The sequence below is a fragment of the Burkholderia sp. LAS2 genome, assembly GCF_018417615.1.
Taxonomy (GTDB): Bacteria; Pseudomonadota; Gammaproteobacteria; order Burkholderiales; family Burkholderiaceae; genus Burkholderia; species Burkholderia sola.
Genome location: NZ_CP071054.1, coordinates 706,340 through 721,316 on the forward strand (window position 1 = coordinate 706,340; position 14,977 = coordinate 721,316).

General features: G+C 71.1%; 10 protein-coding genes. 8 read left to right on the plus strand and 2 right to left on the minus strand.

The features are described from left to right. Nucleotides 1-32: 32 nt before the first annotated feature. Nucleotides 33-740: a succinate dehydrogenase/fumarate reductase iron-sulfur subunit gene (locus JYG37_RS32325; RefSeq protein WP_050013958.1), complete on the minus strand. Its 708-nt coding sequence runs from the start codon at nt 738-740 to the stop codon at nt 33-35. Between the two features lie 91 nt (nt 741-831). Further along, the gene (locus JYG37_RS32330) at nt 832-1,074 is read right to left on the minus strand and encodes a DUF6566 family protein (RefSeq protein ID WP_213346686.1); all 243 of its coding nucleotides are present in this window, start codon (nt 1,072-1,074) and stop codon (nt 832-834) included. Between the two features lie 177 nt (nt 1,075-1,251). On the opposite strand from JYG37_RS32330, the gene JYG37_RS32335 reads away from it, so the two are divergent. The 8 genes from JYG37_RS32335 (at nt 1,252) to glgB (ending at nt 14,950) form a co-directional block, all read left to right on the plus strand. Further along, nucleotides 1,252-1,947 (plus strand): MgtC/SapB family protein, encoded by a 696-nt coding sequence (locus JYG37_RS32335; protein ID WP_050013960.1) that lies wholly within the window; start codon nt 1,252-1,254, stop codon nt 1,945-1,947. Continuing rightward, entirely contained in the window at nt 1,944-2,282 is a 339-nt protein-coding gene (locus JYG37_RS32340; RefSeq protein ID WP_050013961.1) for a hypothetical protein, read from the plus strand. The genes JYG37_RS32335 and JYG37_RS32340 overlap by 4 nt, the downstream gene beginning before the upstream one ends. Then, on the plus strand, nt 2,279-4,477 hold the full coding sequence (locus tag JYG37_RS32345; protein ID WP_050013962.1) for a VTT domain-containing protein: 2,199 nt from the start codon (nt 2,279-2,281) through the stop codon (nt 4,475-4,477). The genes JYG37_RS32340 and JYG37_RS32345 overlap by 4 nt, the downstream gene beginning before the upstream one ends. Further along, the gene (locus tag JYG37_RS32350; RefSeq protein WP_213346687.1) at nt 4,468-5,259 is read left to right on the plus strand and encodes an endonuclease/exonuclease/phosphatase family protein; all 792 of its coding nucleotides are present in this window, start codon (nt 4,468-4,470) and stop codon (nt 5,257-5,259) included. Before JYG37_RS32345 ends, JYG37_RS32350 begins: the two co-directional genes overlap by 10 nt. A gap of 29 nt (nt 5,260-5,288) precedes the next feature. Beyond that, nucleotides 5,289-5,657: a hypothetical protein gene (locus JYG37_RS32355; RefSeq protein WP_502776077.1), complete on the plus strand. Its 369-nt coding sequence runs from the start codon at nt 5,289-5,291 to the stop codon at nt 5,655-5,657. Between the two features lie 286 nt (nt 5,658-5,943). After that, entirely contained in the window at nt 5,944-9,336 is a 3,393-nt protein-coding gene (locus JYG37_RS32360; RefSeq protein ID WP_213346688.1) for a maltotransferase domain-containing protein, read from the plus strand. Continuing rightward, the gene (treS, locus tag JYG37_RS32365) at nt 9,336-12,746 is read left to right on the plus strand and encodes a maltose alpha-D-glucosyltransferase (protein ID WP_089490475.1); all 3,411 of its coding nucleotides are present in this window, start codon (nt 9,336-9,338) and stop codon (nt 12,744-12,746) included. Before JYG37_RS32360 ends, treS begins: the two co-directional genes overlap by 1 nt. Beyond that, entirely contained in the window at nt 12,743-14,950 is a 2,208-nt protein-coding gene (gene glgB / locus JYG37_RS32370) for a 1,4-alpha-glucan branching protein GlgB (protein WP_213346689.1), read from the plus strand. The genes treS and glgB overlap by 4 nt, the downstream gene beginning before the upstream one ends. The last annotated feature ends 27 nt before the right edge of the window (nt 14,951-14,977 follow it).

Consider the following 14,977-nt stretch of genomic DNA (forward strand, 5'->3'; position numbering starts at 1 on the left):
GAGCCGGCGGTTCCGCTTCGGGACGCTTTGCGCTAAACCGTCCGCCTGACCAGCATCGTCCGGATCTCCGAAATCGCCTTCGTCGGATTCAGCCCCTTCGGGCACACATCCGTGCAGTTCATGATCGTCCGGCAGCGGAACAGCCGGTACGGATCCTCCAGATCGTCCAGCCGCTCCGCCGTCGCCAGATCGCGCGAATCGGCGATGAACCGGTACGCCTGCAGCAGCCCGGCCGGCCCGACGAACTTGTCCGGGTTCCACCAGTAGCTCGGGCACGACGTCGAACAGCACGCGCACAGAATGCATTCGTACAGCCCGTCGAGCTGATCGCGCTCTTCCGGCGATTGCAGCCGCTCGCGCGCGGGCGGCGTCGTGTCGTTGATCAGGTATGGCCGGATCGAGTGGTACTGGTTGAAGAAGTCGGTCATGTCGACGATCAAATCACGCACCACCGGCAGCCCCGGCAACGGCCGCAGCACGATCTCGCGCGGCAGCGTCTGCATGTTGGTCAGGCACGCGAGGCCGTTCTTGCCGTTGATGTTCATCGCGTCGGACCCGCAGATCCCCTCGCGGCAGGAACGGCGATACGCGAGCGTCTCGTCGTCGCGTTTCACGCGGCCGAGCACGTCGAGCAGCATGCGGTCGTCCGGATTCACGTCGATCTCGTAGCGCTGCAGGTACGGCTGCGCGTCGCGATCGGGGTCGTAGCGGTAGATATGCAGGGTACGCGGATCGCTCATCGGTTCCTCCCGGCGCGGGCCGGCATGGGTGGGTTGACGAGATGCTGCGGGGCGGCTGTCGCGGCCTGCGGCGCCGCAAGCGCCATGCCGGTCAGTCGTCGTCCACGCGCTTGTCGACCAGATAGCGGCCGCGCTCGAGCCCCGCGCGCAGCGCCTCCACCTCGGTCAGCCATTCGGGGGCGACGGCCTCCGGTACCATCAACTCGATGCGCGCACCGTTGACGTACACCTGTACCTCGTCGCGCCATGCGCCGCGCTCGTTGGGTCTTGCCCATACCTGGATTTCGTGGCCGCGATACGGGTCCCGAACCTGTGCGTCCTGTTGATGTGCCACGGTGGCCTCCTGTCTTATCTGCGATGGCGATGAAAAAAATGCGCGCCGCATGATCGCCGTGCGCGCCGCCGGCCTCGTGCGCACGCGCCGTGCCCGGCCGGCACGCTGCTTGCGTCCCTTTTCCGCATTGAACTATTACCGCGCCCGCCTCGCGCAGGGCCGGATGGGATGCACATCATGATCGGCCACCTCGAATTGCTGGGACGCCTGCTGCTGGCCGCGCTGCTCGGCAGCGTGATCGGGCTCGAACGCGAACGCCTGAACTGGGCCGCCGGGCTGCGCACGCACATGCTCGTGTGCGTGGGCTCCGCGCTCGTGATGCTGGTGTCGACGTTCGGCTTCGAGGACGTGCGCGGGCTGAACGGCGTCGTGGTCGATCCGTCGCGGGTCGCCGCGCAGGTCGTGTCCGGCATCGGCTTTCTCGGCGCGGGCTCGATCCTGCTGCGCGGCGAAGTGGTGCGCGGGCTGACGACGGCCGCGAGCCTGTGGGCGGTGGCCGGCGTCGGGCTCGCCGCGGGCGGCGGCATGGTGGTTGCGTCGGTCGGCGCGACGGCGATCGTGCTCGCGATCCTCGCGGGCGTGAAGCCGCTTGAGCGCCGCTTCATCGCGCAGCGCCAGCAGCGCACGCTGCTGCTCGTGGCGGAACGCGGCGGCCTGACGCTCGGCACGCTGCACGAGGCGCTCGGCCCCGGCCGCGTGCGCGTGAAACGGTTCATCGTCCAGCAGTCGGACGACGATCCGGACACCGACGACATCTCCGTCTCGTTCTCGCGCACGAGCGGGCCGGAATTCGCGGCGATCTGCGAAACGCTGCAAAACATCGCGTGCGTACGGACCTGTCAACCCGACACCTCGTCAAGGAGTTTCGTGTGACCCAGACCGACCTGCTCTCCTATCTCGTGACGAGCCAGCTCGCTGCCCGCATGCGCGGCGGCGCGTGGCTCACGACCAGCCAGCTGGTCGGCGCGTTGCGCGCGTGGCTCGCGTGCCGGCACGCCGACTGCGAGTGGCTCGACCGGATCAGGATCGCGCACGCGTCGGCGACGATCGCGCAGGAGATCTACGACATCGCGATCACGCACGGCGACCCGCAGAGCGGCGAACGCGTGCGGCTCGACGCGCATTCGCCGGAATTGCAGGCGCTGCGCGCGCGCTGCGACGCGCTGTTGCAGCGGATCGACGGCGACCGGGACGTCGGCGCACGATGATCGTGGCGGACCGCGTGACCCGCGCCGACGACCGGCGCGTCGCCCCCGCGCCCGCGGACGGCCCTTCGCGGCACGGCCTGCTCGAACGCGGGCGCAACTGCGACACGATCCGCCACGCGGACCGCTTCGCGATGCTGGTCGACGGCGACGCGTACTTCTCGACGCTGCGCGCCGCGCTGCTGCGCGCGCGCCATACGGTGTTCATCGTCGGCTGGGACGTGGACAGCCGGATGCGGCTCGCGCCGGGCGGCGCCGACGACACGTTGCCCGATACGCTCGCGGCCTTCCTGCACGCGCTCGCGTCCGCCCGCCACAATCTGCGCATCTACGTGCTCGCGTGGGATTTTGCGATGATCTACGCGCTGGAGCGCGACTGGCCGCCCGTGTATCGGGCTGGCTGGCGCGCGCATCGCGGCATCCGGTTCCGGCTCGACGATGCGCACCCGCGCGGCGCGTCGCATCACCAGAAGCTGGTCGTGATCGACGACCGGCTCGCGTTCGTCGGCGGCCTCGACCTGACGCGCGCCCGCTGGGACACGCCCGCGCATGCGGCCGACGACCCGCGCCGCCGCGACGAGCACGGCATGCCGTACGGGCCGTTCCACGACGTGCACGCGATGTTCGACGGCGACGCGGCCGCCGCGATCGGCGAACAGGCACGTGCCCGCTGGCTGCAGGCGTGCGGGCGTCCGATCGCGATCCGCGCGCAGCGGCATCTCGACCGGCCCGACGACCCCGATCCGTGGCCGCCCGACGCGCGCGTCGACGTACGCGACGTGCGGCTCGGCATCGCGTATACGGCGCCGCGTCACGGCGGCCGCGAGCCGGTCACCCAGGTGCGCGCGCTCGTCGAGGACACGATCCGCGCCGCGCAGCGGCACCTGTATGTCGAGAACCAGTACTTCACCGCGGCGGTGGTGCGCGAAGCGTTGTCCGCGCGCCTCGCCGACGCGCACGGGCCGGACGTGACGGTCGTCGCGCCGCGCGTGCAGAGCGGCTGGCTGCAGGAAGCGACGATGGGCGTGCTGCGCGCGCGGCTGCACGCGACGCTCGCGTCGGCCGACCGCTTCGACCGCTACCGGCTGCTGTATCCGCACGTCGACGGGCTCGGCGACGGGTGCGTGAACGTGCACAGCAAGGTCGCGATCGTCGACGACGAATGCATCGTGATCGGCAGCGCGAACCTCAATAACCGCTCGATGGTGCTCGACACCGAATGCTGCATCGCGCTGGTCGCGGCCGGCGATGCCCGCGTTCGCGCGGCGATCGCCGGCATGCGCGAGCGGCTGCTGGCCGAGCACCTCGGTACGACGCCCGCGGCGGTGGCCGACGCGTTCGCGGGCGGAGAACGGCCGAACATCGTGCTCGACCGGCTGCGCGCGAAACCGGGCCGCACGCTGCGCACGCTCGACCCGGCCGTGTCGCCGCAGTTCGAGGCGCTCGTGCCGGTCAGCGCGCGGCTCGATCCCGAGCAGCCGATCGAGCCGGACCGGTTCGTCCGCGAATTCGTGCCGCACGAGCAGCATCGCTCGCTCACCGCGCGCTTTTTCGTGCTGGGCGCGGTGGTGCTCGCGATCGCCGCGCTCGCGCTCGCGTGGCGCTTCACACCGCTGGGCGCGCACCTGAACGTCGCGTCGCTGTCGCACGCGGTGGCCGGCATCGCGCGGCTGCCGGGCGCGCCGGTGCTGCTGCTCGCGGCCTACGTGATCGCCGCGACCTTCGCGGTGCCGATCACGCTGCTGATCGCCGCGACGGGGCTCGTGTTCGGCGCGTGGCCGGGCTTCGCGTATGCGGGCGTCGGCTCGATGGCGGCCGCCGCCGCGACCTACGCGCTCGGCCGCTGGCTCGGGCGCGACGCGGTGCGCCGGCTCGCCGGCGCGCGCGCGAACCGGCTGAGCGAGCACATCGGCCGGCGCGGCGTGGTCGCGATGGCCGTGCTGCGGCTGCTGCCGATCGCGCCGTTCACCGTCGTGAATCTCGTCGCCGGCGCATCGCACATCGGGCTGCGCGACTACCTGATCGGCACCGCGCTCGGGATGCTGCCCGGCATCGTGCTGACCGTCACGTTCGCGCATCAGCTGACCGCCGCGCTCAGCCATCCGGGGCCCGGCGCGTTCGCGTGGCTCGCGGCGATCGGCCTCGCGCTGGTCGGCGTGTCGATCCTGCTCGTGAGGGTGCTGCGACGATGGCGCTGAGCCAAGACCCGGCCCCGCCGCCGCACGTCGTCACCGCCGACGCGGCGCCCGCCGCCGCGCCGGGCGGGCGCGACCTGCGGATCGCGACCTACAACATTCACGGCGGCCACGGCGCGTGGCCGGCGCGCGCGGTCGACCGGATCGCGGCCGTGATCGACGAACTCGACGCGGACGTGATCGCGCTGCAGGAAGTGCCGCTCGGCGGCACGCGTGTGCCGGACGTGCTCGCGCACCTGCGCGACGCGACCGGCATGCACGCGGTGGCCGGCCCGACGATCGATACGCCGGAGCGCCGCTACGGCAACGCGGTGCTGTCGCGCTGCCCGATCCGCGCGGCGCGCACGCTCGACCTGTCGTTCCACCCGCGCGAGCCGCGCGGCGCGCTCGACGCCGACATCGACTGCAGCGCGGGCCCGATCCGCGTGGTCGCGACGCATCTCGGGCTGTCGGCGAGCGAACGCAGCGCGCAGGTGCAGCGGCTGCTCGCGGCGTTCGACACGGGCGCGATGCCGGTGGTCCTGCTCGGCGACATCAACGAATGGTTCGTGCGCGGCCGCGCGCTGCAGGCGCTCGTCACGCGGTTCCGGCGCGCGCCGGCGCCGCGCACGTTCCCGACCGTGTGGCCGATGTTCTCGCTGGACCGGATCTGGATTCATCCGGGCGAGCTGCTGGTCGACGTGGTCGTGCATCGCAGCGCGCGGGCGCGGCACGCGTCCGACCACTATCCGCTGGTGGCCCGGATGCGCGCGACGCCGGCGACGGGCACGGCGCTTGCGCGATGAGCCGTTTTTCGATCCGACGGAGGCAGCTCATGCGAATCGACGCACTCGACGGAAAGGATCTCGATTACTGGTGCGCACGCGCGTTGTGCGCCGATGACGAAGACACGCTGCGCTTCACGGCCGTCGCGCCGACCGTCGTCGTGACGGCCGCGTGCGACGCGTTCCGGCATCTCGACGCGCCGTTCGCGCCATCGGCATCGTGGGCCGACGCGGGCGCGGTGCTCGATCGCGTGGAGGACCTGCGGATCGCCCGCCACGGCGACGACGTCGAATGCGACGCGACCTTCGTCGACGGCCCGTCGACCTGCGGCGCGCGCGGCCGCGATGCGCGCGTGGCGCTGCTGCGCGCGTGGCGCTGCTGCGCGCGTTCGTGCGCGCGCGCTTCGGCGACGAGGTAGACGAGCCGCCGTCGTTCCCGCACCGGATCGAACACGGCAAGGTGGTGCGGTATGACCCCGGCGTGCCGATTCCAACTTCGGACGACGATGCGGCGACGGGGGACAGTTCGGACATCCGCTCGGTGCCACGCATGTAGACCATGCGCGAGTCCGGCGGTCATGTAAAAACGACAGGCCCTTTCAGGCCGGCTTTCCGCACACGCCGTGCCCGCAGGGAATCGCGCAGCAGGCACGCAGATTGCGACGCACCGGCTTTACCGCTCGCGCCACCCGCTCACGCCACGCCATGGACTCCACACCGCCGTTCGCTCCGCACCTCTACTTCTGCGACGCCCGCCTCGTCGGACCGCTCGACGCCTGGCCGCAGACCTTCGCGCATATCGCGGGAATGGGCTTCGATCACGTGCTGGTCGGTGCGTTCTGGGCCGCGAGCGTCGCCGGCTTTCCGCGCCACGTCGCCGACTTCCGGCGGCCGGCCCAGTCGTTCGCGACCCGCGCGAGCGCGCTCGAAACCTTCTCGCGCCTCGCGCACCTGGCGAAGGGTCATGGGCTGCGCGTGCTGCTCGAAGTCGTCCCCGATCGCATCGCGCGCGAGAACCCGCTGCGCGCCGAGCATCCGGACTGGTACGTCGAGCGCGCGTACGACGACGCGTTGATCGACCCGCGCGGCGCCGCGCATGCGCTCGACATCGCGCATGCGAACCCCGGCGACGAAGCGGTGCGCGACGCGCTGTCGGCATGGTGGTGCGCGCATCTCGCGACGTTCGCCGACGCGGGCGCGGCCGGCTTCCTGATCGACGCGCCGCATCATCTGCCGGCCGACTGGTGGCCCGGCTGGCGCGCGGCGCTGCGCCGGGCGCGCCCGGACGTCGCGGTGCTCGCGGGCGTACCCGGCCATGCGCGCGACGCGCTCGCGCAGCTCGAAGCGGCCGGGTTCGACGCGGTGTTTTCATCGGTGCGCTGGTGGGACCTGCGCGCGCCGTGGTTCGCGGACGAACACCGGCTGCTGCGGCGCATCGGCGCGCCGATCGCGTTTCCCGATGCGCCCGACGGCCCGCGTCTCGCCGACGACTGGCCCGACGCGCCGGACGACACCGTCGCCCGCGCGTATCGCCGCGCGCTGTGGACAGCGGCGGCCGTCGGCACCGGCTGGTTCGTGCCGATGGGTTTCGAGCGCGGCGTGACGGTGCCGCTGATGGCGCGCGACGCGGATGCCGCGCGCTACCGCGCCGCATTCGAGCACGCGCGTTTCGACCTGTCGGGCGCGCTCGCCGATGCGAACGCATGGCGCCGCGCGACGCCCGTCGCGGCGGCGCGCGGCGAAATCGTGCAACTGAGCGCGCCGGGCGCAAACGCGACCGCGCTGCTGCGCGGCACCGGGCCGTCGCTCGAACACGATGACGCGGCATTGCTGATCGCATTGAATCCCGATCTCGACGCACCCGCCACGGTCGACCCCGCGACGATCCTGCCCGGCGTGCCGGGCGGCTTCACGCGCGTCGCCACGCAGGCCGGCGCGCACACGCAGCCGCCGGCCGCGCTCGAGTCGTTCACGCTCGCGCCCGGCGCGTATGCGTTGCTGCATGCATGGCGGGCGCCGCCCATCACGACGCGCGCCGACGCCGCCCGCGAGCGCACCGCGCTGTCGGCGGCGCTCGCGGCCGACCGGATCGCGGTCGAGCGCGTCGAGCCGTCGGTCGACGACGGCCGCTTCGCGATCAAGCGCGTGATCGGCGAGCCGCTCGTCGTGAGCGCATCGATCTTCACCGACGGGCACGCGCATCTGGCGGCCGTGCTGCAGTGGCGCGCCGCGGGCGACGACGAATGGCGCGAAGTGCCGTTCGAAGCCGAGCCGAACGATCGCTGGCACGCGTGCGTCACGCTCGACCGGCTCGGTCGCCATGAATTCCGCGTGGTCGCATGGCGCGACGACTGGGCGTCGCTCGTCACCGACATCGCGAAGAAGCGCGCGGCCGGCCAGGACGTGACGCTGGAGGTGCGCGAAGCGCAACTGCTGCTCGCGACCGCGCTGAAGCTCGCCGAGCCGGCCGACCCGCGCGCGGTCACGCGGATGAAACAGTTCGTCGCGGAGCTCAAGGACGCGTCGCCCGACGACCGCCTCGCGCTGATTGGCGGGTCCGCGCTCGCCGATGCATTCGCGGCGCTGCGCTACCGCCCGTTCGTCACGCACGACGCGACGATCTACCCGGTCGACGTCGAACGCCGCAAGGCACGCTTCTCGAGCTGGTACGAGATGTTTCCGCGCTCGGCCAGCGACGATCCGCACCGGCACGGCACGTTCGACGACGTGATCGCGCATTTGCCGCGCATCCGCGACATGGGTTTCGACGTGCTGTATTTCCCGCCGATCCACCCGATCGGCACGTCCGCGCGCAAGGGCCGCAACAACAGCCTGACTGCCGGCCCCGACGACGTCGGCAGCCCGTACGCGATCGGCTCGCCCGACGGCGGCCACACGGCCGTGCATCCGCAGCTCGGCACGCTCGACTCGTTCCGTGTGCTGGTCGACGCCGCGCGCGGGCACGGGCTCGAGATCGCGCTCGATTTCGCGATCCAGTGCTCGCCCGATCACCCGTGGCTCGCCGCGCATCCCGGCTGGTTCGCGTGGCGGCCCGACGGCTCGCTGCGCTTCGCGGAAAATCCGCCGAAGCGCTACCAGGACATCGTGAACCCCGATTTCTACGCGCCGGACGCGCTGCCCGACCTGTGGCTCGCGCTGCGCGACGCGGTGCTGTTCTGGGTCGACGCGGGCGTGCGGATCTTCCGCGTCGACAACCCGCACACGAAGCCGCTGCCGTTCTGGGCATGGATGATCGACGACGTGCGCGGCCGGCATCCGGACGTCGTGTTCCTGTCCGAAGCGTTCACGCGGCCGGGGATGATGTATCGCCTCGCGAAAGTCGGCTTCTCGCAGTCGTACACGTACTTCACGTGGCGCGAGTCGAAGCGCGACTTCATCGACTACCTGACCGAGCTGACGGCCGGGCCCGCGCGCGAATTCTTCCGGCCGAACTTCTTCGTCAACACGCCCGACATCAACCCGCGCCACCTGCAGAACGCGCCGCGCTCGCAGTTCGTGATCCGCGCGGCGCTCGCGGCGACGCTGGCCGGCTCGTGGGGCCTGTACTCGGGCTTCGAGCTCGGCGAATCGGCGCCGCTGCCGGACAGCGAGGAATACGCGGATGCCGAGAAATACGAGCTGCGCGCGCGCGACTGGAGCAAGGCCGCGCATATCGGCACGGAAATCGCGCGGCTGAACCGCGCGCGCCGCGATCACCCCGCACTGCAGACGCATCTCGGTCTCACGTTCGTCGACGCCGACAACGACTCGGTGCTCGTGTTCATGAAGGCGACGCCCGCGTTCGACAGCGTGGTGATCGTCGCGATCAGTCTCGACCCGTGGCATCCGCAGGCCGCGAACTTCACGCTCGATGCGGCGCTGTGGCACGGCCTCGGGCTGGCCGACGGCGAACCGCTCGATGCGCTCGAACAGGACGCCGCGCACGCGCAAACCTGGCGCGGCCATCGCCAGTACGTGTCGCTCGATCCGCACGTGCGGCCGTACGCAATCTGGCGGCTCGCGCCGTCTCCGGGCGCCGTGCGGGCGGCCGCGCCCGAACCGGATCCCGCCCGCCGCCCTTCGGGAGCGCATGCATGATGAAACGCGAAGATTCCCTCGACGACGTGCGCCGCGCGCAATTCCCGTCGCTCGCGCCGGCCGGCACGCCGCGCCGGCGCCGCGCGCGCCGCCGCGAACCCGCGCTCTGTGCGGACGATCCGCTGTGGTACAAGGACGCGATCATCTACCAGGTGCACGTGAAGTCGTTCTTCGACTCGAACAACGACGGCATCGGCGATTTCCCCGGCCTGATCGCGAAGCTCGACTACATCGCCGAACTCGGCGTCGACACGATCTGGCTGCTGCCGTTCTATCCGTCGCCGCGCCGCGACGACGGCTACGACATCGCCGACTACCGCGACGTGCATCCCGACTACGGCACGCTGGCCGACGTGCGGCGCTTCATCCGCGAAGCGCATGCGCGCGGCATTCGCGTGATCGCCGAGCTCGTGATCAACCACACGTCGGACCAGCACCCGTGGTTCCAGCGCGCGCGCCGCGCGAAGCCGGGCTCCGCGCATCGCGACTACTACGTGTGGTCCGACACCGACACGAAATACGCGGGCACGCGGATCATCTTTCTGGATACCGAAACATCCAACTGGACGCACGATCCAGTGGCCGGCCAGTATTACTGGCACCGCTTCTATTCGCACCAGCCGGACCTGAACTTCGACAACCCGGCCGTCGTGCGCGAGGTGATCCAGGTGATGCGCTTCTGGCTCGATCTCGGCATCGACGGGCTGCGGCTCGACGCGGTGCCGTACCTGGTCGAGCGCGAAGGCACCAACAACGAGAACCTGCCGGAGACGCACGCGATCCTGAAGCGGATCCGCGCGACGATCGACGCCGAGTATCCGAACCGGATGCTGCTCGCGGAAGCGAACCAGTGGCCGGAAGACGTGCAGGAATACTTCGGCAACGAGGACGAATGCCACATGGCGTTCCACTTCCCGCTGATGCCGCGCATCTACATGTCGATCGCGAGCGAGGATCGCTTCCCGATCCTCGACATCATGCGGCAGACGCCGGCGCTCGCGCCGAGCAACCAGTGGGCGGTGTTCCTGCGCAACCACGACGAGCTGACGCTCGAGATGGTCACCGATTCGGAACGCGACCTGCTGTGGCAAACCTATGCGAGCGACCGCCGCGCGCGGCTGAACCTCGGCATCCGGCGCCGGCTCGCGCCGCTGATGGAGCGCGACCGGCGCCGCATCGAGCTGATCAATTCGCTGCTGCTGTCGATGCCCGGCACGCCGGTGATCTACTACGGCGACGAGCTCGGGATGGGCGACAACATCCACCTCGGCGATCGCGACGGCGTGCGCACGCCGATGCAGTGGTCATCGGACCGCAACGGCGGCTTCTCGCGCGCCGATCCCGAACTGCTGGTGCTGCCGCCGGTGATGGGCTCGCTGTACGGCTATGACGCGATCAACGTCGAGGCGCAGACGCGCGACCCGCATTCGCTGCTGAACTGGACGCGGCGCATCCTCGCGACGCGCCGCGCGTCGCAGGCGTTCGGGCGCGGCACGATCCGCTTCCTGCGCCCGGACAACCGCAAGGTGCTCGCGTACCTGCGCGAGCTGGACGGCCACGAACCGGTGCTGTGCGTCGCGAACCTGTCGCGCGCGTCGCAGGCCGTCGAACTCGACCTGTCCGAATTCGCGGGCCGCGTGCCGATCGAGATGACGTCCGATTCGCCGTTCCCGCCGATCGGCCAGCTCCCGTATCTCCTCACCTTCCCGCCGTACGGGTTCCTGTGGTTCGTGCTCGCCGAGCATGGCCGCGAGCCGTCGTGGCGGCAGCCGCATGCGGAGCCGCTGCCCGAATACGTGACGCTCGTGATGCGGCGCGGCGATACGCGGCCGGACGTCTCGCAACTGCATGCGCTCGCGCACGACGCGCTCGCGTCGTGGCTCGCGCGGCGGCGCTGGTTCGCATCGAAGGATCGCAAGATCGGCGACGCGTGGCTGAACGTCGTCACCCCGATTCCGGACGAGCCGTTCCAGTACGCGGAGGCGTGGGTGTCCGCAAGCGACGGCCGCGTCGAACGCTACGTGGTGCCGCTCGCGGCCGCGTGGGGTGGCGAGACGTCCCATCCGCTGTTCGCGCAACTGGCGCTCGCGCGCGTGCGGCGCGGCCATACGGTCGGCTACCTGACCGACGCGTTCGCGCTGCCGGCGTTCGCGCGCGGCATGCTGCGCAAGCTGCGCGACGGCGCGACGGTGCCGATGTCCGACGGCGGCCGGCTCACCTTTCTGCCGGAAGACGCGCTCGCCGGGCTCGACCCGGGCGACGACGCGGAAGTGCGCTGGCTCGCGGCCGAGCAGAGCAACAGCTCGCTCGTGATCGGCGACGCGATCGTGCTGAAGCTGGTGCGCAAGGTCGCGCACGGCATTCATCCGGAAGCCGAAATGAGCCGGCACCTGACGCGCATCGGCTATGCGAGCACCGCGACGCTGGCCGGCGAAGTCGTGCACGTCGATCCGGACGGCACGCCGCATACGGTCGCGATCCTGCAGCGCTATGTCGACAACCAGGGCGACGCGTGGACGCGTTCGTTCGATTTCCTGCGGCGCGCGATCGACGAGCTCGCGCTGCCGGCCGCGGACGAAGGCGAGGCCGCCGAAACGGACGAGGAGCCCGACGCGCTGCTCGGCTACGCGGCGTTCGCGGGCATCATCGGCACGCGGCTCGGCCAGTTGCACGTCGCGCTCGCGCAGCCGTCCGACGATCCGGCGTTCGCGCCGGAGCGCGCGACGCCCGATCACGTCGACGGCTGGTGCGTGGACGCGATCGCCTCGTTCGAGCGCGCGCTCGACGTGCTGCGCACGCGGCTCGATGCGCTCGATCCGGCCACCCGTGCGTCGGCCGACGCGCTGCTCGCGTCGCGCGACGCGGCCGTCGAGGCGCTCGGCGAACTCGTGCCGCGCACGCTCGACGCGCAATGCACGCGGATTCACGGCGATTTCCATCTGGGCCAGGTGCTCGACGTGCAGGGCGACGCACTGCTGATCGACTTCGAAGGCGAACCGGCGCGTGCGCTCGAACGGCGTCGCGCGAAATCGCATCCGCTGCGCGACGTGGCCGGCCTGCTGCGCTCGCTGTCGTACGTGAGCGCGACCGCGCAGTTCGCGATCGAAAAAGCGCCGCCGCAGGCGGCCGGCCGCAAGCGCGCGCTGTTCGACCGCTTCGGGCAGGCCGCGGCCGACCGCTTCGTCGAATGCTATCGCGCGGCCGCCGACCACGCGCCCGCGCGCTTCGTCGATCCGCACTACGCGGACCGCCTGCTGGCGCTGTTCCTGATCGACAAGGCGTCGTACGAGCTGTGCTACGAAGCCTCGAACCGGCCCGACTGGCTGAGCGTGCCGGTCGGCGGGCTCGCGGCGCTGGTCGACCGGCTGCTCGGGGACGGCGTGCTGCCCGACGACGGAGGACACCCATGACCGACACGCTGTTCGCGCGCGCCGATATCGACGCGCTGCTCGCCGGCCGCCACCCCGACCCGTTCGCGTGCCTCGGCCCGCACGAACAGGCTGACCAGGTCGTCGTGCGGGCACTGTTGCCCGGCGCCGAGCGCGTGCGTGCGCTGTCGCCGGACGGCGCCGAACTCGGCGCGCTCGCGTGCGTCGATCGCGCCGGCTGCTTCGCGGGGACGATCGCGCGCGACGGCGGCTCGCCACACTATTTGCTCGCGATCGACTGGCCGAACGCGCATCAGGTGACCGACGACGCATACGCGTTCGGCACGCTGCTCGACGAAGCGGCGCTTGCGCGCTTCTCGGCCGGCGATCCCGAAGCCGTGCTCGACTGCCTCGGCGCGACACCGGTGCGCATCGACGATACCGACGGCGTGCGTTTCGCGGTGTGGGCGCCGAACGCGCAGCGCGTATCGGTGGTCGGCGATTTCAATGCATGGGACGGGCGCCGCCATCCGATGCGACTGCGGCGGCCGTCGGGCGTGTGGGAGCTGTTCGTGCCGGGCATCGGCCCGGGCGAACGCTACAAGTACGAACTGCGCGCACCCGACGGGCGCGTGCTGCCGCACAAGGCCGATCCGTGCGCGCGGGCGACCGAGGCGCCGCCGCGCACGGCGTCGGTGGTCGCGGACGTCGCGGCGCTCCACGCATTCGCGTGGCACGACGACGGCTGGATGCACGCGCGGCCGCGCAACGATCGCTACCGCGTGCCGTGGTCGATCTACGAGGTGCATCCGGAATCGTGGCTGCGCATCCCCGAACAGATGGAACGCAGCGCGACGTGGGACGAACTCGCCGAGCGCCTGATTCCGTACGTGAAGGGGATGGGCTTCACGCACGTCGAGTTCATGCCGATCGCCGAATACCCGTTCGGCGGCTCGTGGGGCTACCAGCCGCTCGCGCAGTTCGCGCCGTCCGCGCGCTTCGGGCCGGTCGACGGCTTCGCGCGCTTCGTCGATCGCGCGCACGCGGCCGGCATCGGCGTGCTGGTCGACTGGGTGCCCGCGCATTTTCCGAACGATGCGCACGGGCTCGCGCAATTCGACGGCAGCGCGCTGTACGAGCATGCCGACCCGCGCGAGGGGATGCATCCCGACTGGAACACCTGCGTGTTCAATGTCGGGCGCACCGAGGTCAGCGCGTTCCTGGTCGCATCGGCGCTCGCGTGGGCGCGCCGCTATCACGTCGACGGCATCCGCGTCGACGCGGTCGCGTCGATGCTGTACCGCGACTATTCGCGCAAGGCAGGCGAATGGGTGCCGAACGTGTATGGCGGCCGCGAGAACCTCGAATCGGTCGCGTTCCTGCGCCGGCTGAACGACACGCTGCACGGCGACGCCGCGCCGGCCGGCGTCGTCACCGTCGCGGAGGAATCGACCGCGTGGCCGGGCGTCACCGCGCCGACCGCCGACGGCGGGCTCGGCTTCGACTTCAAGTGGAACATGGGCTGGATGCACGACACGCTCGCGTATCTGCACGAAGACCCGATCCACCGCCGCTATCACCACGACCGGATGACGTTCGGGCTCGTATACGCGTTCTCCGAACGCTTCGTGCTGCCGCTGTCGCACGACGAGGTCGTGCACGGCAAGGGCTCGCTCGTCGCGAAGATGCCCGGCGACGCGTGGCAGCGGCTCGCGACGCTGCGCGCGTATTTCGGCTTCATGTGGGCGCATCCCGGCAAGAAGCTGCTGTTCATGGGCAGCGAATTCGCGCAATGGGCGGAGTTCGCGCACGATGCGACGCCGCATTGGGACTTGCTCGACGCGCCCGCGCATCGCGGCGTGCAGCGGCTGGTGCGCGATCTCAACCGCGCGTATGCGGCCGAATCGGCGCTGCATGCGCTCGACTGCCACGCGGCCGGGTTCTCCTGGCTGATCGGCGACGACCGCGACAACAGCGTGTTCGCGTTCGCGCGCCGCGACGATGCGGGGCATCTGGTCGTCGCCGTCTGCAACTTCACGCCCGTGCCGCGCGCCGGTTACCGGCTCGGGCTGCCCGCGCCCGGTCATTGGCGCGAACTGATGAACACCGATGCCGCGACGTACGGCGGCACCAACGCCGGCAACGACGGCGCCGTATGGGCCGAAGCCGTGCCCGCGCACGGCGAAGCGTGGTCGGCGACGTTGCGCCTGCCGCCGCTCGCGACGCTGTGGCTGACTCCCGCCTGATCACTCACCTCCCCGATACGGAGATCC

Coding starts and splice junctions, on each gene's coding strand:
- JYG37_RS32325 (WP_050013958.1), bottom strand. CDS start 740: ATGAGCGATCCGCGTACCCTGCATATCTACCGCTACGACCCCGATCGC.
- JYG37_RS32335 (WP_050013960.1), top strand. CDS start 1,252: ATGATCGGCCACCTCGAATTGCTGGGACGCCTGCTGCTGGCCGCGCTG.
- JYG37_RS32345 (WP_050013962.1), top strand. CDS start 2,279: ATGATCGTGGCGGACCGCGTGACCCGCGCCGACGACCGGCGCGTCGCC.
- JYG37_RS32350 (WP_213346687.1), top strand. CDS start 4,468: ATGGCGCTGAGCCAAGACCCGGCCCCGCCGCCGCACGTCGTCACCGCC.
- JYG37_RS32355 (WP_502776077.1), top strand. CDS start 5,289: ATGCGAATCGACGCACTCGACGGAAAGGATCTCGATTACTGGTGCGCA.
- JYG37_RS32360 (WP_213346688.1), top strand. CDS start 5,944: ATGGACTCCACACCGCCGTTCGCTCCGCACCTCTACTTCTGCGACGCC.
- treS (WP_089490475.1), top strand. CDS start 9,336: ATGAAACGCGAAGATTCCCTCGACGACGTGCGCCGCGCGCAATTCCCG.
- glgB (WP_213346689.1), top strand. CDS start 12,743: ATGACCGACACGCTGTTCGCGCGCGCCGATATCGACGCGCTGCTCGCC.